The following is a 26589-nucleotide window of genomic DNA, read 5'->3' as shown; positions in this document are numbered from 1 at the left end:
GGAGCAGTGAAGCGTCGCGCATCGGCCCCTAGGAGGGCCGAGCGCCGGTCGGTGCCCCATAAGATTTCCCTGACGGCACCCGAAGGAACGAGAAGTCTTGAGCAACAACCACGCCACGTTCATCTGGTCGATCGCTGATCTGCTGCGGGGGAGCTTCAAGGCTCATCAGTACGGCGACATTATCCTGCCGTTCACGGTGCTCCGACGCCTCGATGCAGTGCTCGCACCGACGAAGCAGGCGGTGTTCGCCGCGGTCGAGCAGGCGGCTGCCGACGGCATCCCGGTGCGAGCTTCGTTGCTGCGTAACAAGGCCGGCCACGCGTACTCTTTCTGGAACGAGTCGCGGTTCGATCTGAAGACCGCGCTCGGCGACTCGGAGAACCTGGCAGCGAATCTCTCCGACTACGTCACCGGGTTCTCGGAGAACGTCAAGGACATCTTCGACAAGTACAAGATCTCGGAGCGTATCGCGGAGCTCGATGAGCACGACCTCCTCTTCCACGTGACGCAGCGCTTCGCAGCGGTCGATCTTTCGCCGGCGACCGTGCCGAACGAAGAAATGGGGCACATCTTCGAGGAGCTCATCCGCAAGTTCGCGGAGGCCTCGAACGAGACCGCAGGTGAACACTTCACACCGCGCGACGTGATCGAGCTGATGGTCGACATCCTGCTCGCGCCCGAGTCCGCCACCCTCGCGAAGGCGAACGTCGTTCGCTCGGTCTACGACCCGACTGCCGGTACGGGCGGCATGCTGTCGGTCGCCGAAGACCACATCCGCAGCGCGAACCCGACCGCCACGTTGACTCTCGCGGGTCAAGAGATCAACCCGCAGTCGTACGCGATCTGCAAGGCCGACATGACGGTGAAGGGTCAGTCGGTGGATGCCATTTTCTTTGGCGACACCCTCATCAACGACGGTCACGCCGGCACCACTTTCAGCTACGGCCTATCGAACCCGCCGTTCGGTGTGGACTGGAAGAAGCAGCAGAAGGCCGTGCTTAACGAGCACACCCAGCGAGGCTACGCGGGGCGGTTCGGGCCGGGCCTGCCGCGAGTGTCCGACGGGTCGATGCTCTTCCTGTTGCACCTCATCTCGAAGATGCGCAGCGCGGAAGACGGCGGCGGCCGCGCCGCTATCGTCCTCAACGGCAGCCCGCTCTTCACCGGTGGCGCCGGTTCGGGCGAGTCGAACATCCGCAAGTGGGTGCTCGAACGCGACCTACTCGAAGCGATCATCGCGCTCCCCACCGATATGTTCTACAACACGGGCATCGCCACTTACATCTGGGTGCTCGCGACGAAGAAGAGCCCCAAGCGAGAAGGCCGCGTTCAGCTCATCGACGGCACGAAACTCTTCCGCAAGATGCGCAAGGGCCTCGGGTCGAAGCGCAATGAACTGGGACCAGATGACATCGCTACGCTCGTTAAGCTCTACGAGGGCGAAGAGGATGCCTCCCGCTCGAAGACCTTCGCGAACGAGGAGTTCTTCTTCCGCACCATCACGGTCGAACGTCCGCTGCGCCTGAACTGGGCGCTCACGCCCGAACGCCTCGCCGTCGCGAGCAACGCGAAGCCACTCGCGAAAATCGATCTCACGCCGTTGATCGCCGCCTTGGAACAGGCCAGCTCGGTCGACGCGTCTGTCGAGGAGCCCACCACCGATCTCCCTGCGTTCCGCAAGGTGCTCGCCGCGCGTCTTAGGGATGCCGATCTGGCACTCACAGCGCCACAATCGAAGGCGCTTCTCACCGCGCTGTCGGAGCGCAACGAGAATGCGCCCATCGTGCTCGACGCGAAGCAGCGCCCTGAACCCGACGCTACCCTGCGCGACACCGAGAACGTGCCGTGGAATGAAGACATCCATGAGTACTTCGCGCGCGAAGTGACACCTTTCGCCGCGGATGCCTGGATCGACGAGTCGAAGACGAAGGACGGATGCGAGATCCCCTTCACTCGCCACTTCTATGAGTACGTGCCGCCGCGCTCGCTCACCGAGATCGACGCCGACCTGGATGCCGTACTCGGGCGGATTCGCGCGCGGCTCGAGGCGGTTAGGGCGTGACGACGGCCAGGCCTTACCCCGAGTACGTAGATAGCCGCGTTGCATGGCTTGGAGAGATCCCCCGCGAATGGCGGACCGACAAGGTAGGCCGTGTAACCTCAATGACAGTTGGGTGGACACCGCCGACTGGTTCAGACGCGGCCTTCTTCGGCGACAACCTGTGGGCGAACATCTCGGACCTTGGCCCTCGGGAACTCACCGACACGGCGAAACGCATCAGCGACGAGGCTGTAAGAGATTCGCGCATACGTCAATCACCGAAAGGGAGTCTGCTCTACAGCTTCAAACTCAGCGTTGGGCAGGTCTCATTCGCAGGCACTGACTTGTACACAAATGAGGCCATAGCCACTTTCCTCGGGTCAAATCAGCTCAGCTTGCGCTACGCCTACTACGCGCTTCCCGAATTCCTGATTCAGAATGCCGCGGAAAATATCTATGGCGCGAAGATTTTGAACCAGGAACGAATCCTCGCCACACGCATCGCCCTCCCGCCATTCTCAATGCAGTTACAGTTCGCTGACTATCTCGACCGCGAGACGGCGGAGATCGACACGTTCATCGCGGAACAGGAGGAGTTCATCGGGTTGCTCACCGAGCGCCGCGCGGCGAGCATCACCCACGCCGTCACAAGGGGCCTCGACCCCTCCGCCCCGATGAAGGACAGCGGTGTCGGGTGGCTAGGTGAAGTCCCCGAAGGGTGGCGAGTAAATCGGTTCTCGCGATGCGTCCGAATCAATGAGGGCCAAGTCGACCCAGAGCGACAGCCCTTTTCGGACATGATCCTCATTGCGCCAAACCATGTGGAAGCGAGAACTGGACGGAGCGGCGGCTTCGAGACGGCTGCGGCACAAGGCGCCGAAAGCGGCAAGTACCTCGTGCGTTCGGGCCAGGTGATCTACTCCAAGATCCGCCCCGGCCTGGCGAAGGTCATCATCGCTCCGTTCGACTGCTTGTGCAGCGCCGACATGTACGGGCTTGACGCGCGTCACGACGAAGAGCTCACCAATGAGTACCTGCGCTGGCTAATGCTCAGCCAGCCCTTCATTGACTACGCGATCGACCAGTCGGCGCGTGTGGCTATGCCCAAGCTCAACCAGGAAACCCTCGGAGCCGCACCGATCTGGTACCCCAGAATTGACGAGCAGCGTGACATCGTGGATTATCTCAACCACGAGACCGCGGAGCTCGACGCCACCATCGCCGAAGCGCGCGAATCCATCGCACTGTCGAAGGAGCGACGCGCGGCGCTGATCTCCGCCGTGGTCACCGGCAAGATCGACGTGCGCGGACTCGCATAACGCGCGTCACGGCGCCGTCTTCGACAATCCTCGCCGCGGACTGCCAGAGTGAGCCTGTGGCGATACAGCACGAGGAAGCATTCGAGACCGAGCTCTGCGAGCACCTGGCGGCGCACGGGTGGGAGTATTCACCGACCGCCGAAGGCTACGACCGCGAGCGGGCACTGTTCCCGAAGGACGTGTTTGCGTGGCTCGAATCAACTCAGCCCGAGCAACTTGAGAAGTTGGTGAAGCCGGCAGCATCCGAAGCATCCCGGGACCTGGGTCGCAAGCAGATCCTCGACCGCATCGTGGCGGCGCAGGCGAATGACACGATGAACGGCGGCGGCACGTTGGGCCTGTTGAAGTCGTCGATCGGTGTGCTGAACGCGAAGTTCTCGCTGTTTCAGGCACGTCCGGCCACGTCCCTGAACGCGACGACAGTCGAGCGGTTTGCGGCGAACAAGCTCCGCGTGATGCGGCAGGTGACCTACTCGACGAAGCACACGAATCGCATCGACCTGGTGCTCTTCGTTAACGGTCTGCCCGTCGCCACTATTGAACTGAAGACCGACCTCACTCAGAGTCTCGCCGCGGGCCTGAAGCAGTATGCGAACGACCGCAGGCCCGAAGGCGAGCCGCTGCTGTCGTTCGGGCGGGGCGCTCTGGTGCATTTCGTTGTCACGAACGAAGAAGTGCACATGACGACCAAGCTCGACGGACCGAACACGCGCTTTCTTCCTTTCAACCGGGGCAAGAACAACGGTGCCGGCAATGCCGCGATACCGGGCACCAGCCCGACGGGGTACTTCTGGCAAGAGATTCTCGAACGTGACACGTGGCTTGACCTCGTCGGACGGTTCTTGCACTACCGCTTCACCGAGAAGACCGACCCCATCGACGGCAAGAGGACCTACGACAAAGCGTTGCGGTTTCCGCGGTACCACCAGTGGCGGGCGGTCTCGAAGCTCGAACGCGCGGTGCTCTCCGAGGGGCCCGGTTACAACTATCTAATTCAGCATTCCGCCGGGTCGGGCAAGACCGACTCGATCGCGTGGGCCGCGCACCGCATGGCGCAACTCCACGAGGCCACCGGCCAGAAGGTGTTCGACGGAGTGATTGTCGTCTCCGATCGACAGGTGCTCGACGGGCAGTTGCAGCGGGCGGTCGAACAGCTGGAGACGACATCCGGTGTGTTCCAGCCCATCACCCGCGGCAGCGATACGTCGAAGTCGGCGCAGCTTGCCGAGGCACTGCTGGCCGGCAAGCAGATCATCGGCGTGACATTGCAGACGTTCCCGCATGCGCTCAAAGAGATCGAGAAGAACACAGGCCTCGCCGGGCGCCGCTACGCGGTCATCGCCGACGAGGCGCATTCGTCGCAGAGCGGCGAGGCCGCGGCATCCCTCAAGCAGGTGCTCACTGCCACCGGCGCGGATACGGAGGGCGACACCATCGACGCAGAAGACGTGCTCGCCGACGTCATGGCGCGGAAGGTCGGGATCGGTACGATCTCGTTCCTCGCGTTCACGGCGACGCCCAAGGGCAAGACCGTCGAGCTGTTCGGTCGTGAAGACTCCACGGGCGCGAAGCAGGCATTCGACCTGTACTCGATGAAGCAGGCAATCGAAGAGGGCTTCATCCTCGACGTGCTGAAGAATTACCTGCCCTACGACCTCGCCTTCGGTCTCGCCCACACTGACACAGCGACCGGACTCGACGTCGAGATCGACACAGCGAAGGCCGGCAGCGAGGTGATGCGCTGGGTGCGGCTGCATCCGACGAACATCGCGCAGAAGGTCGCCGTCATCGTCGAACATTTCCGCTCGAACGTGCGGAGCGAACTCGGCGGCAGGGCGAAGGCGATGGTCGTCACCGGATCCCGAAAAGAGGCGGTGCGCTATAAGCTCGCCATCGATGCGTATCTGAAGGACCACAAGCTCGACGGTGACCTGGGCACGCTGGTCGCGTTCTCGGGCGCTGTCACCGATGCGGAATCCGGGCCTGAAGAGTTCACCGAGACCTCGCTGAATCCTGGGCTGAAAGGACGGTCGCTCGAGGCGGCGTTCGCCGGCGACGAGTTCCAGGTGATGATCGTCGCCAACAAGTTCCAGACCGGATTCGACCAGCCACTGCTTGTCGGCATGTACGTCGACAAGAAACTCTCCGGCATCACCGCCGTGCAGACGTTGTCGCGCCTGAACCGCGTAATTCCGGGCAAGGAGAACACCTACGTCATCGACTTCGTCAATGATCCGGCAGAGATCCTCTCCGCATTCCAGGTCTACTACGAAGACGCCGAGCTGACCGAACCGTCAGATCCGAACATCATCCACGACATGCTCATGAAGCTCCGCAGCATGTCGATCATCGACCCGCACGACGTCGATGCCGTCGTGAACGCTTGGCTTACGAAGTCGAGCCACAACGCGCTGTACTCGCACATCAAGTCGTCGCGCGACGTGTTCTGGGACCGGTGGAAAGACGCGGTGGATTCGTCCGACGACCTCGAGAAGGGACGGTTGGAGGAGTTCCGCGGCACCGTGTTCTCGTTCGTGCGTGCCTACGATTTTCTGTCGCAGATCATGGACTACGGCGATACCGACATCGAGAAGTGGGCAATCTTCCTGCGCGTGTACCGCCGCGCCATCGAACGGGACGAAGCCGATCCGTCGGCCATCAACACCGACGACATTGTGCTCACGCACTACCGGCTGCGCAAGCTCGACGCGCAGAGTCTCGGGCTCACATCGGGGACACCGGGCGAGCTGTCAGGCATCACAGCGGCGGGTTCCGCGCAGCCTCGGGAAGCGAAGTACGGACTGCTGCAAGACGTGATCGACAAGATCAACACCCTGTTCTCCGGCACTGACGTCGACGAAATCAACGGGGTCAGCGCGGCCGAGACCATCCTCCGTCACGTCGTCGACAACCCGAAGATCCAAGCCGAGGCGATGGCGAACACCCCCATCGACTTCGAGACGTCGCCGACCATCGTCGCCGAGCTCGAAGACGTTATGTATGCCTCCGCCGTCGGACACAGCAACGCGATGAAGGCTCTGCTACAGAAGAGCGACTTTGCTGGCATCGTGGACGTGCTCGTCGCGATGGGTCTCTATGAGAAGACGCGAGGCGAAGCCGAACGGGCGGCCAATGCGGGCTGAGTCCTGCACCCGGAAAACTGCAGAACGTCGATGTCTCCGACCTCGTGAGCACGCCCTTTGATTGCATCGATCGCCTTCAACTCAACTAGACGAGAACTGGCGGCGGCATGTCGTTCTTGATCGCACAGTTACGCTCGACCCATGATCTTTTCAGCGACCGTCACAGGCTGGGAGTGGCTGTCCATACTCGCGGAAATAGCTACCGTCGTCACGGGAGTGGCAGTGGTCTTCGCGGTCGTGCCCTTCTTCCAGGAGCGAAAACGAGAGCGCCGAGCTGCCGACCAGTGGTATGTCGAACGGTATTGGATGCTACAAGACAAGAAGCGGCCGCGCAGACGCTGGAATGGCGCGATCTCGGTCGCTATCCCGTTTGCTGTTCGGTGGGCTGAGCTGCGGCTCTGCGAGGACGAGCTTGACGCCCGGGCAGATGGATGGGTCACGAACGACAGCTGGTCCCTCTGGTGCGTGTCGATCCTCGAGCATAGAGATGATCCAGTAATGGCAGAGATTGTCTCCAAGACACCTCCTAACGAGCTCAATCTACTCCGCGAGTATTGGCGGACCGGGAACGATCCGATGACGATCGGGGTGTGGCGTCAGTTCTGGCGCGGGCTTCGCTAGTGCGAGGAGCTCGGTGTTCGACGTCAGAGGCCCGCCGCGCGCACCCGGCGAGGCACCACAGTGGGGCTGTTCGCACTTCTTCGCGGTCATTGAACCGTCGTGTGTCGCCGCCGCAGCCGATTCACGCGCGTCAGGATTTACCTCCCGAACCCCTTGAGTGTGCTATCTTCTCGCGAGGGTCCGGCTGTCGTTCCCTCATTAAGGTGAGGGCAATGTATCCGAGCGCACTTCGTGCGGCCACCCTTGGGTGGCGAAGCTTTATTCAAAGCAGTGATGATCTGTGAGCGGCCATGAAAGTGGTATCTCTCACGACGGCCGAGGCCGGGGCAGCCGGACCCACCGGAAAGCTAGGGAGATCGAGGCAGACGCTCTGAGCCTTCTTGAGCATCGCGCTTACGTCACCTATCGGGCGCGCCTTCGCACTGCAAACCGGATGCGCGTGCGGGGTCAACTGTGGAACCTGCCCCTCGTTACCTCTCCCGTGATCACTCTCATCGTCGCCATCGTCGCCTCTGCTGCCCCCGGGGTATACAGTGATCGAACCGATGTTCTTCTTGTCGCGCTCTCAGTGCTGACTTTGGTTGCCTCGATTATTGTTCCAACGGCAAATTATGCAGTAAACGCCGAGAGGCTATTTAATGCATATAGGGACCTTCAACGCATCTCCGTCGAAATAGAAGGAGATAACCTGCGGTTGAAGAACGGATGGTCACGTAATCGCGCAGCCTCCAGGGCCTCGACGCAATATCAAGAGATTCTTGACAAGACTCAGAATCATTCTTCCGCGGATTATTGGGGTGTGGTTCGCGATCAGAATCATAATGATCGCCGAAAGGGCAACACCCCTCAGCAGATTCCTTTCAGTGCGCGCGTGCAATTGTTCGCCAGCTGGAGCCTAACTGCATTGCCTGTTGCGATAGCCGTTTTGCTCCTGCCGCTCTTGCTCCCCGCCATAAGGTGGATGATCAATGCCTAAATCACTCGAAGAGCTCGTTTTCGATGTGGCGACCGACGAATCTGAAATTGCGCGAAGAATTACTCGACTAGGACGGCGGTCAGCTGCGAGAGGCAGAGACGGACAACTCCCCGAAGCATATGCGAAGTCGGTTTCCGAAAAAGATCTCGCCAATATTAGCGCGGCGCTTAGAGCGGGAGATTGGTCGTTCATTTCGTACCGGGAGCGACTGTTGCCGAAATCCTATGATGTCCCGCCTCGGCGACTTTCGGTAGCAGCTGCGAAAGATCGGGCTCCCCTGCAGATAATGAACTCTTCCCTGCTCTTCGAAGCACCGCAGTCTCGCCGCGAATCGCCGAACCGAGTCATGAAACGGCTTGTCGAGTCCGCCCAATCATCGGGTTTCGACCACGTAGTCCGTCTAGACCTCCGAAATTTCTATCCCAGCGTCCAGCATGATGCAGTCGAGCAGGAGTTGGAGCGGCACATCACGGTCGACGCACTCCGTCGGCTCCTGAGCAGAGCGCTTCGGACACCAACTATCGCGGACCATGCTCCCTCTCGGGTCGAAACCGGTTCACGGGGTATCCCGCAAGGACTAGCAATTTCGAACTCTCTTGCCGAACTTGTGATGGAGGAGTTCGATGGGTCATGGCGTGATGACGACAGTGTTCGCTACTTTCGGTACGCAGACGACATGTTGTTCTTAACTCGACGAGACCGGCATCAACAACTACATCGAAAAGTGCGTGCGAGTCTCAAGCTCACCGGCGTAGAGCCTCACCCCTTCACTTCCGGCGGGAAAAGCCAATGGGGGCGTTTGCGTGACGGCGTTGAGTTCCTCGGCTATCGAGTTTCACCCGGCGCCGTGAGCGTTCGAGCATCGGGGGTCCACCGCCTGAAACGATCGATAGCGTTGTCATTTGCTCGATATAGCAAAGAGATTGCGTCCCCAGAGCTTCGCGTCCAGCATCTTGCTCATGCGCGACTCGCGTGGTTCCTCAATCTCAGAATCACGGGTTGCGTCATCGACAAAGAAAGTCGAGGATGGGTACAATATTACGCCTTGCTAACCGACATCGGAATTCTCAGAGACTTGGATCACTTCGTGAGTGTGCTCGCTTCAAAACACGGTTTGCGCGAGTCGTTGGGCCAAAAGTCCTTCGTACGCACATATCGCAAGTGGGCAAAGCGAGCGATCGATGCGACGGGCTACATCCCAAACTTCGACAGTTACAAATTTGACGACAAACGTGAGGTCCTCAGCTCGATCTTTGGCATGTCCGAGCAGAGAATGAATGAGAACGGCTCTGTCTGGGTCGATAGAGAGTTCGCACGACGCACTCGCCTCCACGTTCACACACTGGAGCGGGATCTGACGCCAAACTACGGGAGATAGGCATGTCGTCGCCTCCTCACCGGTCCACCCCGCCCCGCATCGATCCCCTCGCACGACCCACATCCTCCGCCACCGGCACAGCATTCGCCAACCGCATCCGCTCGTCATCGCTGAGCGACATCTCCGCCGCCCCCGCGTTCTCGCCCAACCGGTCCCTTCTCCCCGTCCCCAGAGTCGGCACGACACCGCGCGACGGAACCCACACCAGCGCCACCTAAGCTACCGTCGCCCCCTCGCGAGCCACGGATTCCACCCGCTCGACCGGCCGACGGTTTGCCACCAAGTTCTCGGGCGGGAAGCGCGGACGTCCGCGCGGAGCATTCTCGGGCGCCAGTTCGTCCTGCGAACGATCGCTCTCGCTTCTCCTATCGTTCGTAGTGCGGCGTCACAGAACATCGGCGGAGTGACGCCCAGGCGAGGAACCGCGCAGTAGATCGAGGCCTCATCCCTGAACTTCCCGATGCGACCTGATCCCCGATGCCGGTGGCATCAGGCGGCCGCTAGACCGCCGCAATCCCCCGCAACAACACCCTCACCGTTCCCTCAAACTCGCTCATCCCAACGGCCGCCCCACCAACGCCACGTAACTCGCCATCGACCCCCAACACCGATAGATCGTCTGCTTCGGCACCCCCGGGGCATCCGCGAGCTCTCGATCGTCATGGCCTCGTATCCGCCGGCCGACAGGGCGGCGCGCATGGCGTCGAGCACGGACTGGCGGGCTTTCTCACTACGAGGACGAGGCACCATTAGAGCGTACTCAGGCGTACACTCATCCATAAGTAGACGAACTGTTGCGAAACTCGAACGCAGCGAACAAGCCCAAGGAGCACCTCATGGCCCTCACCGCCCACTCCACGATCGGCGACTGGCTCAACGACCCGACCGGTGGGCCGCTCATCCGCGGACTGTTCGAGCAGACAGGCGCCGACCCCGAGCTTCTCACGCCCGTTCTCGGCCTCCCGCTGCAGCAGCTCGTCGCGATGAGCCAGGGACAGCTCCCGCAGTCGGTCGTCGACGACCTCGTCCGCGCAGCCAACAACGGCGAGATCCCCGAAGACGCAGAAACCGAAGGCTGGACCGAGACCCCCACCACGGGACGCTTCGCCGGCAAGACCGTGATCGTCACGGGTGCCGCATCCGGGATTGGCAAGGCCACGGCATCCCGCATCGCCCGTGAAGGCGGACGCGTCATCGCCGCCGACATCTCCGCCGAGAAGCTCGACGCGCTGAAGGCCGAGCTGCCCGACATCGTCACGGTCGCCGGCGACCTCACCCAGCAGGACGCGATCGACGCCGTCATCGCCGCCGCGGGCGACAACATCGACGGACTCGCGAACGTCGCCGGCATCAACGACGACTTCTCCCCCGCGGGCGAGACGACGGATGCCGTGTGGGATCGCGTCATCGCCATCAACCTCACCGCCCCGTTCAAGCTCATGCGCGCGGTGCTGCCGATCATGGAGAAGATCGGCCGCGGCGCGATCCTCAACGTCTCGAGCGAGGCGGGCATCCGCGGCAATGCCTCGGGCAACGCTTACACGGCGAGCAAGCACGGCATCATCGGCGTCACGAAGTCCGCGGCGTTCATGTACGGGCCGAAGGGCATCCGCGTGAACAGCGTCGCACCCGGAGGGGTGGCGACCGGCATCCCGATGCCGCCGAACATGTCGGAGTACGGATCCGGACGCCTCGCCCCGTTCCAGCAGGCCATCCCCACCGTTGCGACCGCCGAGCATCTCGCCGCGTCGATCACGTTCCTGCTGTCGGACGACGCCGTGAACATCAACGGCGCCGTGCTCGCTTCGGATGGAGGATGGTCGGTGCAGTAGGACACTCCCGCGAGCACAGCAAGAATATTGCTTGCGTCCTCATTCGTGCGCTTTCATGGCGTAGTGGGTCGCGGTTGCGGCTACCGCCAGACCGTCATCGGAAGGGGGCGACTCGGATGTCGCGCGCTCTCGACGCCAGTGCCCCGAAAAGCTCCAGCGACATCTTGGGGCGACTGCTCATCATCACCTGGTGCCTCGGCATCACTGCCGGGCTCGTGGCGACGGCGGGGATGCTGCTCGCAGCCGCCGCGTTCGCGACCGCCAGCACCTTCGTCATTCCGTTCATCGTCACGTTCGAGGGGTCTCACGATGCTGGCGGGACGAACGCCGTCACCATCACCGGGTCTTGGGTCACCGCAGGAGCGCTGACGCTCGTCCTTGCCGGTCTCCTGTCCTTGCTCCTACTCCGACGCTTCGAAGCGTCGAACCTCGGCGACGTTCGCGCCTGATCACCCCCGGGCACGTCAATCTCCTCACGAAGGAGCGATTCCCGATGACCCCTCCGTGGTCCAACCAGGACGTCGACTCACCGCGTCTCGCTTCGCTCTCTCTACGAACGGGGCGCGACCACGAAGATGTCCGCGTTCACTCAGTCCCGTCTCGCCCCTCGCTGCCGAAACCGCCGCCACGCTGCTCTGATGCTGTCGATGCTCGAACCGAGCGTGAACGCCAGAAGGCCGACCATCATGGCCATGGCGTGGTCAGCTGCTTCTCGCGAGTCAAGATCACCGTCAATCTGCATCGCGAACAGTAACCCGGCCCACACCAGGACAGGGAGGAGCGCCAAGGTGGTCCCGACCACTCTGCTGGAGCGCTCCACCAACACGCCCCACGCGAAAAGGACGACCCCGATAGCGACAAACATCATTCGTGCAGCCCCTTATCCTCCAGCGACGATTCTGTACCGCGAACGATCAATGGCTCCGAGCAACAGCGATGCGCCGACCACGCCGAAGACGATGAGGAACGCCACGAAGTCCATATCGCCAGCGAAGCACACCTATGAGGACACTCCGAGTTGTCCACAGTTCGCTTCGGCGCAGCCGGAGAAAGCCCGACGGTCCTCACATCTCCGCCAGTTACCCTGACCTCATGAAGCGCCTTCCCGCCCTCGCGACTCTGGCCGTCGGCATCCTGCTCTTGTCCGGATGCTCTCAGGCCGCCACTCTCGCGGCGTGCGGGCAGGTCGCGTCTGAGGCCGTGCAGGTCACGGGCGCGATCAACGAGCTCAGTTCGCCGACTCCCGAGGCCGCGCAGGCGGCACTCGACGAGGTGCGTGCGGTGTCGGAGAAGATCCGCGGGATCGACGGCCCCGACGAGTTCGTCACCCTTCGCGATTCGTGGACGACGAGCATCGACGCCTTCGTCACCGAGGGCGAGAAGGCTCTGGCCGGAGACGTCAGCGGAGTGGATGCGGCGTCCACGCAGTTGCGTACGGCGACCGACGACATCGTCGCCTACTGCACGCCGTAAGCGACGCCGCGCGGCTCGACGTCAGGTCGCGACGATTCGTCTCAGGCGACTTCGTCGGCTTCGCTTGACGACCGGCTACCGCGCGATGCCACGCAGCAGCCGCGCGACCGTCTCCTCGATGCGCTCTTCGCTCAACGGTTGCCCGATCAGTGCAGCGTACGACGCCATCGCGATGAGCTGATCGGCGATGGCGGCGGCATCCACGTCCGCGCGGATCTCCTCGTCGACCTGCCCGCGCGCGATCCGCTCGGCGACCCACGTCCGGATCGGCGCCGCCAGTCGTTCGTTCAGCGCGAGTCCGAGTTGGTGGTCGGTGGCGGTCACGGCGATCAGCGCGCGAGCGAGCGCGACGCCCTCGGGCCGCGCGAGCCCCTCGGATGTCGCGGAGAACCACGCGTGCAGATCAGCCCGGACGTCGTCGGTCATCGGCACCTCGACATCCGCACCGGACAGGTCGCCCTCGAGCAGCGCCTCGCCGAGGATCGCCGCCTTCGACGGCCACCAGCGGTAGATCGTCTGCTTGGCGACGCCCGCCGACTCCGCGAGTCCCTCGATCGTCACGGCCTCGTACGTCCCGGCGATGACGGCGGCGCGCATCGCCTCGAGCACGGACTGGCGCGCGGCTTCACTACGGGGACGGGGCATTCCTCCAGGCTAGTGAGGATGCGTGCGCACCGTTGCTATGGTCGCGATATGGACTTCGAGACCCAGTTCAATCTGCTGCTCATCTTCAACATCACGCTCATCATCCTCGGCACCGTCGTCGGGCTGCTGCTCACCTACCTGGTCATCCGCCAGGGCGTCTTCCACGGCCTCCGTGCGCACACCCGCTGGATCGACGAGGGGAAGGACTTCAAGAAGGTCCGCTAGGTGCGGGTCGCCGGGCGGGGAGCCCGACTCAGCCCTGCGTCCCGGCATCCTCCCCGTACCGTTCCTCGAACTCCCGGATATCCCGCCTCGCGTCACGCAACCGGAACGCGGAGACGACGGCTGATGCGATGAACACCAGGCCCGCGATGGCATAGAGCCAGGGCAGGTTACCGACGAAGACCAGGGCGACAGCGAACCCGAGACCGACGAGCGGACCGACGATCCCGTACACGGCCCACCCTCTGCTCCGATCCAGCGCGATCCGCTGCTGGATCAACGACGGCTCCGGCTCGCTCATCCGCACAGACTACGCCCCACCCCCTCCCGCCGATGGAAGGATGGAAGGGCTCCCGCCTCGCCCCTGCGACGGCATCCCGAGCATCATCACCACGCGGAGGAGGCGGGATGAATCCCGGTGCGTTCGACCTGATCACGCAAGACGATCTGCGGGGTGCGGGCAGCGTCAAATGGACGACGTTCTCCGACACGATCGGCGCGTTCGTCGCGGAGATGGACTTCGGACTCGCGCCCGCCGTCAGCACCGCGGTGAAGGATGCTCTCGACGCCGGCCTCACCGGATACCTGCCCACCGCCGCGGCGACCGCGCTCTCCGAGGCGACGGCGCAGTGGTACTCGTCGCAGTACGGGTGGGACGTCGTCGCCGAGCGGGTGCACCACGTGCCCGATGTGATCCACGCGTTCGAGCTCGCGATCGAGCACTTCACGACTCCCGGGTCGGCCGTGATCGTGCCGACGCCGGCGTACATGCCGTTCCTCCTGGTGCCGCCGCTGCGCGGTCGGCGCGTGATCGAGGTGCCGAGCATCGAGGTCGACGGCCGCTGGGTGATGGACCTGGATGCCGTGGCGCAGGCGTTCCGCGACGGCGGCGAGATGCTGGTGCTCTGCAACCCGCACAACCCGCTCGGCACGGTCGCGACGCGCGATGAGCTGCTCGCGATCGCCGACACCGTCACGGCGGCGGGCGGTCGGGTGTTCTCCGACGAGATCCACGCGCCGATCGTCTACGCCCCGGCGCAGCACATCCCCTACGCCTCGGTCTCGGCGGAGGCCGCCGCACACACGCTGACTGCGACGTCGGCCTCCAAGGCCTGGAATCTCGCCGGCCTCAAATGCGCCCAGGTGATCATCTCGAACGACGCGGATGCCGCGCTGTGGGAGAGCCTCGGGTTCTGGGCCGGCCACGGCACCTCCACCCTCGGTGTGCTCGCCAACACCGCCGCGTACGCCGAGGGCGGGGAATGGCTCGACGGCGTGGTCGACTACCTCGACGGGAATCGGCGGATGCTGTCGCAGCTCGTGTCCGAGAAGCTCCCCGGCGTGCGGATGATCGTGCCCGAAGGGAGCTACATCGCCCTGCTCGACTTCCGGTCGACCGGGCTGACCGGCGACCTCGGCGAATGGTTCCGCGAGCACGCGGGCGTCGCGATGACCGACGGCGCCGCGTGCGGAGAGGCCGCGATCGGATTCACGCGCTTCGTGTTCGCGATGCCCCGACCCGTGCTGATCGAGGCCGTCGAGCGGATCGCCCGCGCACTGCAGGAGCGGTCGGCCGCGGCCTGACGCGCACTCAGCTCCGCGCTGCGGGCGTGTAACGCATGAGGGTCGCGCCGGCACCGAACTCCCGCCGCTCCACGAGCTCCAGCCTGACCCGCTCGCGCAGACCCTCGAGCAGGTACGGGCCGTGACCGGCGACGATCGGATGCACGACGAAGAGGTACTCGTCGATCAGCCCGAGATCCGTGAGCGCGCTCGACAGCGCGAGCCCGCCGACCGACAGGCCCGTGCCCGGTTGCTCCTTCAGCCGCCGCACGGCCTCCTCGAGGTCGCCCCGGACGAGCTCGGCGTTCCAGTCGACCTCGTCGAGCGTGCTCGAGACGACGTACTTCTTCGCCCGGTCGAGCGTGTCAGCGAAATCGTGCTCCCACGTCTCCATCCAGTCGGGCCAGACCCCGTCGTCCGGGCGACGCCACGCCTCCCGCATCATCTCGTACGTGACACGGCCGTAGAGCTCGGCATCCGACTGCTCCATCTGCTCTGTCCAGAAGCGCATCAGCTCCTCGTCGGGCGCGACGCCGGCCTCGTGATGCACGCAGCCGTCGAGCGTGACGTTGATCGCATACCGCAGTGGTCTCATGGCGCTGCTCCTTCGATGCGGGGCCCGGATGCCGTCAGCGTACGCCGATCCGCGGATTCTCGGGCGACTCCTCCGCTGATCCGTCGATAGATCGAAAACGCATCTGGCGACTCGCTCTTGGAGGCGTCTTCCATCTCTCAACGTGTGGCGGCGAGCGCCGGCACCAGCTCTTCCCGCACCCAGCCGCGCAGCCCGGTCGGCGTGGTCGTGACCGCCGTGCGCTCCTGCTCCGGCACGAACCCCTCGCGCATCCCGGTCGACATCCCGAGCACGGCGTCGGCCATCGCCTCGGGCATCCCGGCCTCCAGCAGACCCTGACGCATCTGCTCGTCCGAGATGCGCTCGACCACCACCTCACGCCCGAGCTCCTCGGTCAACAGCGCGGCCACCCGAGCCCAGGTCAGATCCTCGGGACCGTGCACGGCCTGCACGCGCCGCCCGCTCCACTCCCGGTTGAGCAGGGTCAGCGCGGCGACCTCAGCGATATCGCGCGGAGCGACCCACGCCATCGGCGCGTCCACCGGCAGCACGGTCGTCAGCCGTCCGGCGCGCAGCGACTCAGGGTCGAGCAGCACGTTCGAGAAGAAGTACCCGCAGCGCAGATGCGTGACGTCGATGTCGAGAGCGTCCAGCGCGAGCTCGGTCGCGGCCAGTCCGTCGATCTCGCCCACTCCGTGACGCTTCTCGGCGCCGATGCTGCTCTGGAAGACGACGCGTCCGATCCGGTTCTCGGTCACCGCGGCGACGAGCGCATCGGTCGCCCGTGCGTAATCGGTCAGCGGGTCGTCCGACATGACCGAGGGATCCACCCAGTGGATCGCGTCGACACCGCGCGTCGCGGCGACGACCTGCGCCGCATCCTGCGAATCCGCCTCCGCGACATCGACGTACGGCGCGAGTTCGGCCGCGATGCTCTCAGGATGCCGGGTCAGCAACAGCGGTCGGATGCCGGCGCGAACCAGCATCCTGGTCAGGTGGTGTCCGACGTTGCCGTTCGGGGTCGTGACTGCGATGCGCATGATCGTCCTCTCGTCGTGGACACCCCACGGTAGACGCAGATGCGGCCTGATACTGGCCGCATCATGAGCGATCATGAGAAGCGTGGACTCCCCCTCGAACCGCGCGCTGCACCTGCTGTCGCTGCTTCAGACCGGCGGCGAGTGGAGCTCCGACGAACTCGCCGAGCGCCTGGATGCGAGCCCTCGCACCGTGCGCCGTGATGCCCAGCGTCTCCGTGATCTCGGCTATGACGTGCGGTCTCGGCCCGGCCCCGGCGCGGCCTATCGACTGCATCCGGGCACGAAGATCCCGCCGCTGCTGCTCGACGCCGACGAGGTCACCACGATCATCACCGCTCTGCTCGTGCTCGAGACTTGGACGCCCGACGACCCCGCCGCATCCGTCGCCCGCGCCAAGCTCGAGCAGACCCTGCCGCCGGCGCTGCGTCGGCGCGCTGCCTCGACCGCGCTCGCGACGCAGATCCTGCAGGCCGGACCGGCCCCGGTCGACTTCGCCCTCGTCGGCACACTGTCGGATGCCGTCGCGCAGGGCGCCCGCGTCGCCTTCGACTACACCGACCAGCACGGCCGAGAGACGCAACGGGTGGTCGAGCCATACCGGCACTTCCTGCGTCAGCGGCAGTGGTACGTCGTCGGATACGACATCGACCGCGACGACTGGCGGCTGTTCCGGCTCGATCGGATGCGGTCGGCGACTGTGCTCCCGGGGGTGCATGCGTCGCGGGAGTTCCTGTTCCCGTCGATCGAGGCCTGGCTGACGAGCGACTTCGGACGGGTGTCGGGCTGAGTCCGGGGCACAACCCCTTCCCCGAGGCCCGCGTCCCGGCCTACCGTGGCCGCATGCTGAAGATCGTGTCGATCGTGATCCGCGTGAACGACCTCGCCGCGCAGACGGCGTTCTGGAAGGCAGCCCTCGACTACGTGGAGCGTGACCCGGCCGACGACGACTGGGTCGTGCTGAAGCCGCGCGACGCCGAAGCGCCGTGCATCGCGCTCGACGCCCACCACTCCGAGCGGGTCCTTCCGCCGCGCATCCACCTCGACATCTACGCCGACGATCAGGCCGCCGAGGTCGAGCGGCTCACCGACCTCGGCGCACACGAAGTGCACTGGGACGGCCGCCCCGACGACGCGGACTACATCATCCTGGAAGACCCCGAGGGCAACCGCTTCTGCATCGTCGACCGGCCCGACTGGGCGGGCTGGAGGCGCTGAGAGATGGAAAACGCTCCGGAAGAGTCTGCTTCCGGAGCGTTTTCCATCTTTGGCCGGTCGAGCGCGCGGGTACCGCGAGCCCGGACTCAGAGGGTCCGCGAGAAGTAGAACGCCCGCTCGCCGGTGTCCGGGTCCGCGCCGCGGAAGCCGTGCCGTTCGTAGAACCGCATGGCGTCGGCATCCGACTCGTCCACGTTGATCTCGATCTCCGCGACGCCGAGTCGCTGACACGCCTCGACGACCGCCTGCAGGATCGCCCCGCCGATGCCCCCGCCGCGATCGGCCGGGTCGACGTACATCTCGTCGAGCAGCGCGACCGGCCCGTCCGACCACACGTTCGGACGCAGGGTCACGAGCGCGACTCCGACCGCCGGCTCGTCACCGAGCACCGCGAACGTCGACTGCCCGGCGAGCAGGGTTCGCAGACGTCGTGCGAGCACGTCGACGCCCGGCGTCTCGGTGTCGAACTCCGTGTTGAACGCGTGCAGCAGCTCGGCGATGCGCGGGGCGTCGTCAGGATGTGCGGTGCGGATGCGGGAGGCGTGAGGGGCGCTCATGAAGTGTCTACTCCGACTCGGCCTTGCGCGATCCCGCTTCGAGCACGTCACCGGCCGGCAGCTCCTTGTGGCCGCCGAACTGCAGGCGCATCGCCGACAGCACCTGGTTCGCGAAGTGGTCCTCATCGCGCGACGCGAACCGTTCGAACAGGGATGCCGCGAGCACGGGCACCGGCACCCCGACGTCGACGGCGGCCTTGACGGTCCAGCGTCCTTCACCGGAGTCCGAGACGCGTCCGGCGAGACCATCGAGCGTGGGGTTCTCGTTCAGCGCGGCGGCGGTGAGGTCGAGCAGCCACGACGACACGACGGATCCGCGACGCCACAGCTCGGTGACCTTCGCCGTGTCGATGGGGAACTGGTAGTACTCGGGCTCCTCCAGAGGGGCGATCTCGGCCGAATGCTCCGCCTCGCGCACCCCGGCATCCGCGTTGTGGAGGATGTTCAGGCCTTCGGCGATCGACGCCATGATCCCGTACTCGATGCCGTTGTGGACCATCTTGACGAAGTGGCCCGCACCCGAGGGCCCGCAGTGCAGGAAGCCCTGCTCCTCGGGGCTGAGGTCGCCCGTGCGTCCCGGTGTCCGCTCGATCTCCCCGGCTCCGGGGGCGATCGTGCGCAGCACGGGCTCGAGGTGCTGCACGGCCTCGTCGGGGCCGCCGACCATGAGGCAGTAGCCGCGCTCGAGTCCGAACACGCCGCCGCTCGTGCCCACGTCGACGTAGTGGATGCCCCGCTCGCGGAACGCCGCCGCCCGGCGCACGTCGTCGCGGTAGTTCGAGTTGCCTCCGTCGATGAGGATGTCGCCCTCGTCGAGCACGGCGGCCACCTCGTCGGCGACCTGACCGGTGAGCGACGCCGGCACCATCATCCACACCGCCCGCGGAGCCTCGAGCTTCGACGCGAGGTCGGCCATGCTGTCGGCGCCGACCGCGCCCTCGGCGACGAGCGCCTGCACGGCCTCCGCACTGACGTCGTAGACCACGCAGTCGTGTCCCGCCCGCATGAGGCGGCGCACGATGTTGGCGCCCATCCGTCCGAGTCCGATCATCGCGAGCTGCATGAGGTTCCTTCCATCGCCGAGCAGGGGGATGTCGTCATCCTCACACGCGCGCCCGGATGGGTCCAAGGGGGTGACTCGGCGATGCACGTTTTTCGGAGAGTCGCACGTTCTGCGGATCGCCCGGGCGGGATTGGCCGCAGAAGGTGCGCATCTCCGAGATTCGCGGCAGCGTCGGGGATGCCGGGCCTCAGCGATCGACGCCGTCGGGGGCGTCGATCCCGTCCCGCGAGCCGGCGATCTCCGTCTCGGGCAGCGCCTCGGCGAGCCGCATCCGGTCCTCCGCGGAGAGCACGAGGTCCGCCGCGGCCGCGTTCTCGTCGAGACGCGCCCGACGCCGGGTGCCGGGGATGGGCACCACGCCCTCCGACATCACCCAGGCGAGGGCGATCTGGGCGACGGTCGCACTCTTCTCGCGCGCGATGGCCTCGATCCGTTCGAGCAGGCGCCGGTTCGCCGCGAACGCTTCGGGCTGGAACCGCGGAAGCCGCCGACGCGCATCCGTCGGCGCGAGCTCGTCCAGTGAGCGGATGCTGTCGGTCAGCGTCCCGCGGCCGAGTGGCGAGAACGCGACGACGCCGATGCCGAGCTCGTCGGCCGTGGCCTTCTCGTCGTTGCGGAGCATGTCGCGCGAGAACAGCGAGAACTCCGACTGCACGGCCGCGATCGGGTGCACGGCGTGCGCCCGGCGCAGCGTCGGCGCCGATGCCTCGGACAGTCCGATGTGACGGACCTTGCCCTCGCGCACGAGGTCGGCCAGAGCCCCGACGCTGTCCTCGATCGGCACCTGCGGGTCGACGCGATGCAGATAGTAGAGGTCGATCTCGTCCATGCCGAGGTGCCGCAGCGACCGTTCGCACGCGCGACGGATGTACGCCGGACTGCCGTTGCGGCCGTGCACGGTGCCGTCGTCGTCGGTCTCGGACGACGCCTTGGTCGCGATGGTGATCTCGTCGCGTCGCGAGCCGAGCGCCCGCCCGATGAGCTTCTCGTTCTCGAACGGTCCGTACGCCTCCGCGGTGTCGATGAACGTCACCCCGATGTCGACCGCGTGCCGGAGCGTCGCGACCGCCTCGGTCTCATCGGTCGGCCCGTAGAACGCGCTCATCCCCATCGCGCCGAGCCCGATCGCCGACACCGTCAGACCGTCGCCGAGAGTCGTGTTCCTCATGAGTCCTCCTTCTCGCGAGCCGTGAGCTCGCGAGAAGGCCACCACCTGCCGGTAGGCCTCGATCTTCGTGTCCAGTGCGGCGAGATGCCGCTGCGTGCGGGCGAGCTCGGCGAGCACCTGCTCCCGATGCGCCTCCAGGATGTCGAGCCGGTCGCCCTCCGTGCCCGCGCGACGCGACAGCTCGGCGAGAGCGCGCATCTCCGCCACCGGCATCCCGGTCGCGCGGAGCATGAGCAGACCGCCGATCCACGCGAGGTCGCTCGCGTCGTATCGACGCCTCCCCCCGCCGTCCCGGGGCGTGGGATCGAGCATCAGGCCGCGACGCTCGTAGAAGCGCAGCGTCGACACCGCGAGCCCCGTCGCGCGGGCGACCTCGCCGATCGTCAGCCCCTCGGGAGGAACCTCGACGTCGAGCGGCGGAAGCACGATCTCATCCATGCCCCCATCCTCCGACCTGAACCGCAGTTCAGGTCAAGCGGACCCCGCGGGAACGACTCCACCGTCGACGACGTCGAGGACCGTGCGGGTGAACAGGTCGGGGTCCTGGATGCTCCAGACGTGGCGCATCCGCGGAGCGATCCAGGTCCGCGTCTGCGGCGCGGCCTCGCGGAGAGCGGGGAACGCGCGTCGCACGTCGCCGGCCTCGTGCTCACCGGCGATCGCCAGCAGGGGTCCCGTATACGCGAACCGCCCCTCCGGCATCGACCCGTCGAAGATCTCCCGGTACATGGTCCGGGCGGTCTCCGCGGTCACGCCCATGCCCGCGGCGATGAACTGCTCACGCGCGTCGCCGGGGATCCGGAACATCGCCGACTGCATCCGCCAGAACCACCGGCGGTCCCACGCCCGCAGCTGCAGTTCCGCGAGGCGCCGTTGCATCCCCTCGACGCCGACCATCATCGCGCCGGTGACGGTGCACGAACGCACCAGGTCGGGGTGCCGAGCCACGAGGTGCACCGCGATGACCGCGCCCATCGAGAGGCCGACGACATGAGCGCGCCCGTCGACGGCCCGCTCGCGGATGAGGGCTGCGACGTCGTCGGCTGCTCCCGCGAGGCCCGGCCACGGCTCCGCGGCGCGGGTGTTGAAGCCGATCACGTCGGGGGTGAGCACGTGCCTGCCCGCGAGTCGCTCGACCTGCGGCTCCCACATCCAGTTGCCGACGTTCCCGCCGTGCAGCAGCACGATCGTCTCGCCCGTCGGTTCGCCGTGCTCGACGGGATAGTCGGCGTCCATCAGGACTCCACCGCCGCGGCGACCGCGCGACGTGTCGCCCGGAGCCATTCCCGTTCGGCCTCTCCCTGCCGGAGTCCGGCGTCGAGCGTGGCCATCCGCAGCACCGCTCCCAGGTCGCCGCTCGCCGCGGGCAGTGCCTGGAGACCGGTCATCGCCGCGTCCACTTCGGCCTCGCGCTCGTCCAGCAGCGCGAGCACGCCGTCCACGCCGAGCGGTGCGGCGAAGAACAGTCGTGCGAGGAAAGGCTCCTTCGGCTTCAGCCCCTCGAGCGGGGAGGCGAGCCAGCGCGCGAGCTCGGCGCGACCGAGCGCGGTGAGCGTGTGCACGCGGCGATCGGGCTTGCCGGTCTGGGCGATCGTCTCGGTCTCGATCGCGCCGTCGGCCTCGAGCCGGTCGAGCGTGCGGTACACCTGCGACTGGTCGGCGTGCCAGAAGTGGGCGACCGAACTCTCGAACGCGCGACCGAGGTCGTAGCCGCTCTGCGGCGCGAGGTCGAGGAGGCCGAGGATCGCATGTCGGAGGTGCATGCGTATAGGGGACCACACATATAGTGGACTATGCAAGTATGAGCGGAGTCAGCCGCGGCGGACAGCATCCCCCATCGCGGCGAGCGCTTCCGCGAGGATCGGTCGCGGCGTCGCGAACACGAGCCGCACGAAGTCGTCGTATCCGCGACCGAGCAGCGCTCCTTCGGTCAGCACCACCCCCGCATGCTCGCGGAAGAACGCCCCCGGCGGGCCGTCGATCGCCAGGGCGCTGACGTCGATCCATCCGATGTAGGTCGCGTCCGGCTCGCGGTAGACGGCGCCGGGAAGGTGCTCCGCAACGAGGGCGCCGAGCAGGTGCCGCGACTCCGACAGATACGACAGCACGCCGTCGAGCCACGGCCGCCCCTCGCGATACGCGGCCGTCGATGCGATGACACCGAGGGTGGACGCCCCGTGCTGCACCGAGAACCCGAACCGGCGGTACTGCTCCTGATCGACATCGTTCGACAGCACGAGCTGCGCGGTCTTGAGCCCGGGGATGTTCCACGCCTTGGAGGCGCTCGTGCCGGTCACGGTGTGCGCGGCGGTCGCCGGCGAGACCGAGGCATACGGCACGAACGGTCGCCGGTCGAAGCGCAGCGGGGCGTGGATCTCGTCGGCGAACACCCGGCCGCCGTGCCGGTCGACGATCTCCGCGAGGGCCTCGAGCTCCTGCCGGTCGACCACGGTGCCGGTGGGGTTGTGCGGGTTGCACAGCACGAGGGTGCGCGCACCCGCCGCGAAGGCCTCGTCGATGCGCTCGAGGTCGTGATGCCAGCGTCCGTCGATCTCGACCCCCGGGACCTCGACGACCGGATACCCGATCGTGGGGAGGAAGGTGAGGAACGGCATGTAGGCGGGCGTCGGCACGATGACGGGCGACCCCGCCGGCGCGTACTCCTCGACCGCGACCCGCAGAGCCGCCATCACGTCGGACACCGGATGCACGTGCTCGGGGTCCACCGACCAGGAGTACTCCTCGCGCATCCAGTCGGCGGTCGCGCGCCCGAGGTTCCCGGCGAGGGCCGGCGACAGGTATCCGAGGTTCTCCTCGTCGATCGCCCGGTGCATGGCCGAGGCGATCTCGGGGGCGACGCCGAAGTCCATCTCCGCGACCCAGGCACCGATGCGTCCGGGGTGCAGACTCCACTTCCGGCTCTCCGGACGGTCGAGGTCGAACCGCGTCCGGGCGTCGAACGGATGCAGGGCGGGGTGCGGCGAGTCGGTCATGCGCGTGCGACTCTCAGAGGGCCTGACGACATCGCGGCGCAGTTCGCGCGGTGCGGATCTCGGACACGATGGGCTCCTTCGGCGGGGGAGCTTCCACCCTACGAATCGCGCGTCGTCTCCGCATCCCGAGTGTCGATCCGTGACACGCGCGCCGTCGACTCGGTCACGAGCGGCTCGCGAGAACGGCCGCGGCGCGCACGAGCGAGGCGTTGTCGAACGCCGGGCGCCCATCCGGCATCACGAGGGTGTCCTCCAGACCGACACGCGACTCGAGTCCGAGTTCGGCGGCGACGGCGAGCGCCGGCCAGGCCGAGCGCTCCTCGCCGTGCAACAGGATCGCGATGTCGGACTCCTCTGCCCGGACGTGGGCGATCAACGCCTCGGCGTGCTCGCGGACGACCTCGGCGGCCTCGTCGGGAAGTTCGATCAGCACCCGCAGGCACTCGCCGCGCAACGGCGAGTCACGCCACGCGGCGAGCCCGGTGGCATCCCAGATCCCCGCTTCGATGCGCACGCCTCGGCGGTGCAGCAGGTCGGCCACTCGCGACGCGCCCGCCTCGTGCCAGTTCACCGAGGCGTAGTCGGGCAGCTCGGTCCACGTCGCGATCGCATGGATCCGCCGTTCGACCTCGGGTTCGATCCACGCGCCGGTGGTGACGCCCAGCGGGGTCCCCGGGCACGCGGACCGGAACTCGCGGAGCCAGTCGGCGACGTCGCCGGCCGCGAGCGAATCCCGGCCGCGGGAGTCCTTCGGATGGAAGTGGATCGCGTCCGCTCCGGCGGCGACGGCACGGGCCGCGTCGGCCGCGGCGAGCGCGGGATCGGCGTGCAGCGCGGGATCGGCGTGCAGCGCGGGATGCTGTTCGAGGTCGCGAGCGCCATTGACGCAGACCTGGAGCATCCGACGCTCCGGCCGTCGCGAGCGTTCGGAGGTGGACATCAGTTCATGAGTTCGCGCGGATGCCAGTCGTACAGTCCGCCGGTGTCGGACGGCCCCTCTTCGGTGCGGACGGAGTGCTCCACCTGGCGCGCGACGGCTGCGCCGCGGCCGACCTTCACGGCTTCGTCCTTCGACGAGAAGCTCATGCCGAGGGTGCGCGATTCTCCCTCGATGCGGTTGAACCAGATTCCGTCGCGCTGGAAGGTCTCGATGTCTCCTGCAGTCATGCGGTGCGTCCTCTCCGTCGCTTCCTTCCTACGTCAGGCCGGAGACATCACCGACCCCCTTGACAGCATCTCGGCCGCACGACGCGTGGAGAGGCCGCGGCGGGATCCCCGCCGCGGCCTCTCCTGACCCGCACCTCAGGCGGAGGGCGTCGCCGTTCCGCTCGACAGACGGAAAGCCGAGTTCAGGTACGCGCCAGCGATCGCGAGGAACACCAGCGCGCTGATCGTGCCGATCGGCGCGAGAGGTGTGCCGGACGACCGGAGGAGCATGAGCGCGGCCTGCAGCACGAACACCCCGGCGAGCACCGCGCTCGACCGCGCGCCGGCCGTCATCTGCCACCAGGGCCGCACCCGCGAGCTCTCCTTCGGACCGCGGAACGTCCGCGCCGCGAACGCCACGATCCCGACGAGCACGGCGACGCTCACCAGGTACCCGAGCACGACGTCACCGCCCGCGCCGAAGACCACGGTGATCATCGATCCGAGCACGAGGGCCACGACGATGACGCCGATCTTCACGCCGACCGACCTGATCCGCATACCCTCACCTCAGCTCACGACGCTGAACGTGTTGTAGCTGCAGTAGTTGAACCCGCAGCTCACGTACGACACCTTGATGCGCTTGTTCTGCCAGTATGCCTGCTCGACGGCCTGCCGCCCCGGGAAGCCGGAGCACGCGATGCCGACCCAGTACGGCACGGGCAGAACGGTGCAGACATTGCCGATCCCGTTCATCCCCTGGTACATCTGCTTGACCGTCGCCTTGGAGATGTAGACCGTCGACGTCGTGTACACCGGGTCGGCGACGATCGGGTACGCGTACCCGGCGTCGTGCTCGACGACCTGCGTCAGTGTGTTCCCGTCGACCTCGTAGCGGGTCGGGACGTCTCGCCCCGCGGCGTCCTTCGCCCACGGCGCCGCGAACGTGCCGAGCACCTCTCCCGCGGCGTCCACCACGACGGCTCCCGCATCCGAAGCCTGGAGGCTCGCGCCCGACGGCACCTCGATCGGGTAGTCGTAGCGCGTCGGAGCGGAGGCGTCGTCGATGACCGTCGCGACCTGGAGCGAGCCCGACTCGTGCACCACGACCACGCTGCTCGTCTCGTTGCCGTTGTCGTACGTGGCCGTGCCCGGCGCCGTGGCGTCGCCTTCCGCGGCCGCCGCGGCGAACGGCAGACCGATGGTCACCGCTCCCGCACCGGCGGAGATCGACAGGCCGTCGCGCGCGTCTTCCGGCACCTCGATCGAGAGGCCGTCGATCAGCAACGACACCGGCCCGCCGTCGAGCAGTGCGACATCGGCGGCGTTCGCGATGTCGCCGGGCGACGCCTCGGCGACGACGTCGACGGCGTCCTGCTCGTCGGCGACCGCGACGGGCGCGGTGCCGCAGAGGACGGCGAGCAGTACCGCCGTCCCCACGGCGGTGCTGGATACGGACTTCTTCATGGAACCCCCTGACCGGCGCCGCGCGAGCGACGCCTCGATCACGACCCGCGGAGTGCGGATCGTCGCTGACCCGCCGAGTGCGGATCAGGTCTGAAAGTAGTCATATGAGTCGTTGACGGATACGTGTGACTGCGATGGGATATCTGCATATCG

Annotated in this window: 27 protein-coding genes; 13 read left to right on the top strand and 14 right to left on the bottom strand. The window is 66.2% G+C overall.

Going from position 1 to position 26589, the window contains the following annotated elements:
• Positions 1-97: 97 nt before the first annotated feature.
• From ACIPY8_RS01615 to ACIPY8_RS01575, 9 genes are all read left to right on the top strand, one after another.
• Positions 98-2062 (top strand): N-6 DNA methylase, encoded by a 1965-nt coding sequence (locus ACIPY8_RS01615; RefSeq protein WP_400814229.1) that lies wholly within the window; start codon positions 98-100, stop codon positions 2060-2062.
• Positions 2059-3360: a restriction endonuclease subunit S gene (locus tag ACIPY8_RS01610; protein WP_400814226.1), complete on the top strand. Its 1302-nt coding sequence runs from the start codon at positions 2059-2061 to the stop codon at positions 3358-3360. The genes ACIPY8_RS01615 and ACIPY8_RS01610 overlap by 4 nt, the downstream gene beginning before the upstream one ends.
• A gap of 56 nt (positions 3361-3416) precedes the next feature.
• Positions 3417-6503 (top strand): type I restriction endonuclease subunit R, encoded by a 3087-nt coding sequence (locus tag ACIPY8_RS01605; RefSeq protein WP_400814223.1) that lies wholly within the window; start codon positions 3417-3419, stop codon positions 6501-6503.
• Between the two features lie 141 nt (positions 6504-6644).
• Positions 6645-7124, top strand: coding sequence for a hypothetical protein (locus ACIPY8_RS01600; protein ID WP_400814220.1), 480 nt, complete (start codon positions 6645-6647; stop codon positions 7122-7124).
• A gap of 280 nt (positions 7125-7404) precedes the next feature.
• Positions 7405-8100 (top strand): SLATT domain-containing protein, encoded by a 696-nt coding sequence (locus ACIPY8_RS01595; protein ID WP_400814217.1) that lies wholly within the window; start codon positions 7405-7407, stop codon positions 8098-8100.
• Positions 8093-9478 (top strand): reverse transcriptase domain-containing protein, encoded by a 1386-nt coding sequence (locus ACIPY8_RS01590; protein ID WP_400814215.1) that lies wholly within the window; start codon positions 8093-8095, stop codon positions 9476-9478. Before ACIPY8_RS01595 ends, ACIPY8_RS01590 begins: the two co-directional genes overlap by 8 nt.
• Before the next feature lie 836 nt (positions 9479-10314).
• Positions 10315-11310, top strand: coding sequence for an SDR family NAD(P)-dependent oxidoreductase (locus ACIPY8_RS01585; protein WP_400814213.1), 996 nt, complete (start codon positions 10315-10317; stop codon positions 11308-11310).
• Positions 11311-11426: 116 nt separating this feature from the next.
• Positions 11427-11759, top strand: a complete 333-nt coding sequence (locus ACIPY8_RS01580; protein WP_400814212.1) for a hypothetical protein — start codon at positions 11427-11429, stop codon at positions 11757-11759.
• A 643-nt stretch (positions 11760-12402) separates the two neighbouring features.
• On the top strand, positions 12403-12783 hold the full coding sequence (locus ACIPY8_RS01575; RefSeq protein ID WP_400814210.1) for a hypothetical protein: 381 nt from the start codon (positions 12403-12405) through the stop codon (positions 12781-12783).
• A gap of 75 nt (positions 12784-12858) precedes the next feature.
• Here ACIPY8_RS01575 and ACIPY8_RS01570 read toward each other — a convergent pair whose 3' ends face one another.
• A complete protein-coding gene (locus tag ACIPY8_RS01570) occupies positions 12859-13428 on the bottom strand; it encodes a TetR/AcrR family transcriptional regulator (protein WP_400814208.1) in 570 nt (189 codons plus the stop codon).
• Between the two features lie 48 nt (positions 13429-13476).
• Between ACIPY8_RS01570 and ACIPY8_RS01565 the strand changes: the two genes are divergently transcribed.
• The gene (locus ACIPY8_RS01565; protein ID WP_400814206.1) at positions 13477-13653 is read left to right on the top strand and encodes a hypothetical protein; all 177 of its coding nucleotides are present in this window, start codon (positions 13477-13479) and stop codon (positions 13651-13653) included.
• Positions 13654-13681: 28 nt separating this feature from the next.
• Here the strand turns inward: ACIPY8_RS01565 and ACIPY8_RS01560 are convergent, their stop codons facing one another.
• Positions 13682-13951: a hypothetical protein gene (locus ACIPY8_RS01560; RefSeq protein WP_400814205.1), complete on the bottom strand. Its 270-nt coding sequence runs from the start codon at positions 13949-13951 to the stop codon at positions 13682-13684.
• 107 nt (positions 13952-14058) lie between these two features.
• On the opposite strand from ACIPY8_RS01560, the gene ACIPY8_RS01555 reads away from it, so the two are divergent.
• Entirely contained in the window at positions 14059-15234 is a 1176-nt protein-coding gene (locus ACIPY8_RS01555; RefSeq protein WP_400814203.1) for a MalY/PatB family protein, read from the top strand.
• Between the two features lie 7 nt (positions 15235-15241).
• Here ACIPY8_RS01555 and ACIPY8_RS01550 read toward each other — a convergent pair whose 3' ends face one another.
• Positions 15242-15808, bottom strand: a complete 567-nt coding sequence (locus tag ACIPY8_RS01550; RefSeq protein WP_400814202.1) for a dihydrofolate reductase family protein — start codon at positions 15806-15808, stop codon at positions 15242-15244.
• Positions 15809-15945: 137 nt separating this feature from the next.
• On the bottom strand, positions 15946-16827 hold the full coding sequence (locus ACIPY8_RS01545) for an NAD(P)H-binding protein (RefSeq protein ID WP_400814200.1): 882 nt from the start codon (positions 16825-16827) through the stop codon (positions 15946-15948).
• A gap of 73 nt (positions 16828-16900) precedes the next feature.
• On the opposite strand from ACIPY8_RS01545, the gene ACIPY8_RS01540 reads away from it, so the two are divergent.
• Both ACIPY8_RS01540 and ACIPY8_RS01535 read left to right on the top strand, forming a co-directional pair.
• Positions 16901-17614 carry a helix-turn-helix transcriptional regulator gene (locus ACIPY8_RS01540; RefSeq protein ID WP_400814198.1) on the top strand — a complete coding sequence of 238 codons (714 nt, stop codon included), beginning with the start codon at positions 16901-16903 and terminating at the stop codon, positions 17612-17614.
• 53 nt (positions 17615-17667) lie between these two features.
• Entirely contained in the window at positions 17668-18042 is a 375-nt protein-coding gene (locus ACIPY8_RS01535; RefSeq protein ID WP_400814197.1) for a VOC family protein, read from the top strand.
• An 86-nt stretch (positions 18043-18128) separates the two neighbouring features.
• On the opposite strand, the gene ACIPY8_RS01530 is transcribed toward ACIPY8_RS01535, so the two are convergent.
• The 10 genes from ACIPY8_RS01530 to ACIPY8_RS01485 form a co-directional block, all read right to left on the bottom strand.
• On the bottom strand, positions 18129-18599 hold the full coding sequence (locus ACIPY8_RS01530) for a GNAT family N-acetyltransferase (RefSeq protein ID WP_400814194.1): 471 nt from the start codon (positions 18597-18599) through the stop codon (positions 18129-18131).
• A 7-nt stretch (positions 18600-18606) separates the two neighbouring features.
• Complete coding sequence (gnd, locus tag ACIPY8_RS01525; protein ID WP_400814192.1) at positions 18607-19662, bottom strand: phosphogluconate dehydrogenase (NAD(+)-dependent, decarboxylating); 1056 nt, start codon at positions 19660-19662, stop codon at positions 18607-18609.
• A 187-nt stretch (positions 19663-19849) separates the two neighbouring features.
• A complete protein-coding gene (locus ACIPY8_RS01520) occupies positions 19850-21268 on the bottom strand; it encodes an aldo/keto reductase (RefSeq protein ID WP_400814190.1) in 1419 nt (472 codons plus the stop codon).
• Positions 21269-21301: 33 nt separating this feature from the next.
• Positions 21302-22066: an alpha/beta fold hydrolase gene (locus ACIPY8_RS01515; protein ID WP_400814188.1), complete on the bottom strand. Its 765-nt coding sequence runs from the start codon at positions 22064-22066 to the stop codon at positions 21302-21304.
• Positions 22066-22593 carry a PadR family transcriptional regulator gene (locus ACIPY8_RS01510; protein WP_400814186.1) on the bottom strand — a complete coding sequence of 176 codons (528 nt, stop codon included), beginning with the start codon at positions 22591-22593 and terminating at the stop codon, positions 22066-22068. The genes ACIPY8_RS01515 and ACIPY8_RS01510 overlap by 1 nt, the downstream gene beginning before the upstream one ends.
• A gap of 48 nt (positions 22594-22641) precedes the next feature.
• Complete coding sequence (locus ACIPY8_RS01505) at positions 22642-23823, bottom strand: MalY/PatB family protein (protein ID WP_400814184.1); 1182 nt, start codon at positions 23821-23823, stop codon at positions 22642-22644.
• Positions 23824-23986: 163 nt separating this feature from the next.
• Positions 23987-24763 carry a 3-keto-5-aminohexanoate cleavage protein gene (locus tag ACIPY8_RS01500; RefSeq protein WP_400814182.1) on the bottom strand — a complete coding sequence of 259 codons (777 nt, stop codon included), beginning with the start codon at positions 24761-24763 and terminating at the stop codon, positions 23987-23989.
• Positions 24763-24990, bottom strand: coding sequence for a DUF2188 domain-containing protein (locus tag ACIPY8_RS01495; protein ID WP_400814180.1), 228 nt, complete (start codon positions 24988-24990; stop codon positions 24763-24765). The genes ACIPY8_RS01500 and ACIPY8_RS01495 overlap by 1 nt, the downstream gene beginning before the upstream one ends.
• Before the next feature lie 135 nt (positions 24991-25125).
• Positions 25126-25530 carry a hypothetical protein gene (locus ACIPY8_RS01490; RefSeq protein WP_400814178.1) on the bottom strand — a complete coding sequence of 135 codons (405 nt, stop codon included), beginning with the start codon at positions 25528-25530 and terminating at the stop codon, positions 25126-25128.
• Between the two features lie 9 nt (positions 25531-25539).
• Entirely contained in the window at positions 25540-26436 is an 897-nt protein-coding gene (locus ACIPY8_RS01485) for a hypothetical protein (protein ID WP_400814177.1), read from the bottom strand.
• Positions 26437-26589: the final 153 nt, after the last annotated feature.

Source organism: Microbacterium sp. NPDC089696 (assembly GCF_044749125.1).
Lineage (GTDB): Bacteria > Actinomycetota > Actinomycetes > Actinomycetales > Microbacteriaceae > Microbacterium.
The sequence above is the reverse complement of the archived record's forward strand: the minus strand, read 5'-3'. Positions and strand labels throughout refer to the sequence as shown.

What these genes read in the sequence shown, in the direction of transcription:
- ACIPY8_RS01600 (WP_400814220.1), top strand. Translation starts at nt 6,645, where the DNA reads ATGATCTTTTCAGCGACCGTCACAGGCTGGGAGTGGCTGTCCATACTC.
- ACIPY8_RS01590 (WP_400814215.1), top strand. Translation starts at nt 8,093, where the DNA reads ATGCCTAAATCACTCGAAGAGCTCGTTTTCGATGTGGCGACCGACGAA.
- ACIPY8_RS01585 (WP_400814213.1), top strand. Translation starts at nt 10,315, where the DNA reads ATGGCCCTCACCGCCCACTCCACGATCGGCGACTGGCTCAACGACCCG.
- ACIPY8_RS01580 (WP_400814212.1), top strand. Translation starts at nt 11,427, where the DNA reads ATGTCGCGCGCTCTCGACGCCAGTGCCCCGAAAAGCTCCAGCGACATC.
- ACIPY8_RS01575 (WP_400814210.1), top strand. Translation starts at nt 12,403, where the DNA reads ATGAAGCGCCTTCCCGCCCTCGCGACTCTGGCCGTCGGCATCCTGCTC.
- ACIPY8_RS01570 (WP_400814208.1), bottom strand. Translation starts at nt 13,428, where the DNA reads ATGCCCCGTCCCCGTAGTGAAGCCGCGCGCCAGTCCGTGCTCGAGGCG.
- ACIPY8_RS01565 (WP_400814206.1), top strand. Translation starts at nt 13,477, where the DNA reads ATGGACTTCGAGACCCAGTTCAATCTGCTGCTCATCTTCAACATCACG.
- ACIPY8_RS01560 (WP_400814205.1), bottom strand. Translation starts at nt 13,951, where the DNA reads ATGAGCGAGCCGGAGCCGTCGTTGATCCAGCAGCGGATCGCGCTGGAT.
- ACIPY8_RS01555 (WP_400814203.1), top strand. Translation starts at nt 14,059, where the DNA reads ATGAATCCCGGTGCGTTCGACCTGATCACGCAAGACGATCTGCGGGGT.
- ACIPY8_RS01550 (WP_400814202.1), bottom strand. Translation starts at nt 15,808, where the DNA reads ATGAGACCACTGCGGTATGCGATCAACGTCACGCTCGACGGCTGCGTG.
- ACIPY8_RS01545 (WP_400814200.1), bottom strand. Translation starts at nt 16,827, where the DNA reads ATGCGCATCGCAGTCACGACCCCGAACGGCAACGTCGGACACCACCTG.
- ACIPY8_RS01540 (WP_400814198.1), top strand. Translation starts at nt 16,901, where the DNA reads ATGAGAAGCGTGGACTCCCCCTCGAACCGCGCGCTGCACCTGCTGTCG.
- ACIPY8_RS01535 (WP_400814197.1), top strand. Translation starts at nt 17,668, where the DNA reads ATGCTGAAGATCGTGTCGATCGTGATCCGCGTGAACGACCTCGCCGCG.
- ACIPY8_RS01530 (WP_400814194.1), bottom strand. Translation starts at nt 18,599, where the DNA reads ATGAGCGCCCCTCACGCCTCCCGCATCCGCACCGCACATCCTGACGAC.
- gnd (WP_400814192.1), bottom strand. Translation starts at nt 19,662, where the DNA reads ATGCAGCTCGCGATGATCGGACTCGGACGGATGGGCGCCAACATCGTG.
- ACIPY8_RS01520 (WP_400814190.1), bottom strand. Translation starts at nt 21,268, where the DNA reads ATGGATGAGATCGTGCTTCCGCCGCTCGACGTCGAGGTTCCTCCCGAG.
- ACIPY8_RS01515 (WP_400814188.1), bottom strand. Translation starts at nt 22,066, where the DNA reads ATGGACGCCGACTATCCCGTCGAGCACGGCGAACCGACGGGCGAGACG.
- ACIPY8_RS01510 (WP_400814186.1), bottom strand. Translation starts at nt 22,593, where the DNA reads ATGCACCTCCGACATGCGATCCTCGGCCTCCTCGACCTCGCGCCGCAG.
- ACIPY8_RS01505 (WP_400814184.1), bottom strand. Translation starts at nt 23,823, where the DNA reads ATGACCGACTCGCCGCACCCCGCCCTGCATCCGTTCGACGCCCGGACG.
- ACIPY8_RS01500 (WP_400814182.1), bottom strand. Translation starts at nt 24,763, where the DNA reads ATGTCCACCTCCGAACGCTCGCGACGGCCGGAGCGTCGGATGCTCCAG.
- ACIPY8_RS01495 (WP_400814180.1), bottom strand. Translation starts at nt 24,990, where the DNA reads ATGACTGCAGGAGACATCGAGACCTTCCAGCGCGACGGAATCTGGTTC.
- ACIPY8_RS01490 (WP_400814178.1), bottom strand. Translation starts at nt 25,530, where the DNA reads ATGCGGATCAGGTCGGTCGGCGTGAAGATCGGCGTCATCGTCGTGGCC.
- ACIPY8_RS01485 (WP_400814177.1), bottom strand. Translation starts at nt 26,436, where the DNA reads ATGAAGAAGTCCGTATCCAGCACCGCCGTGGGGACGGCGGTACTGCTC.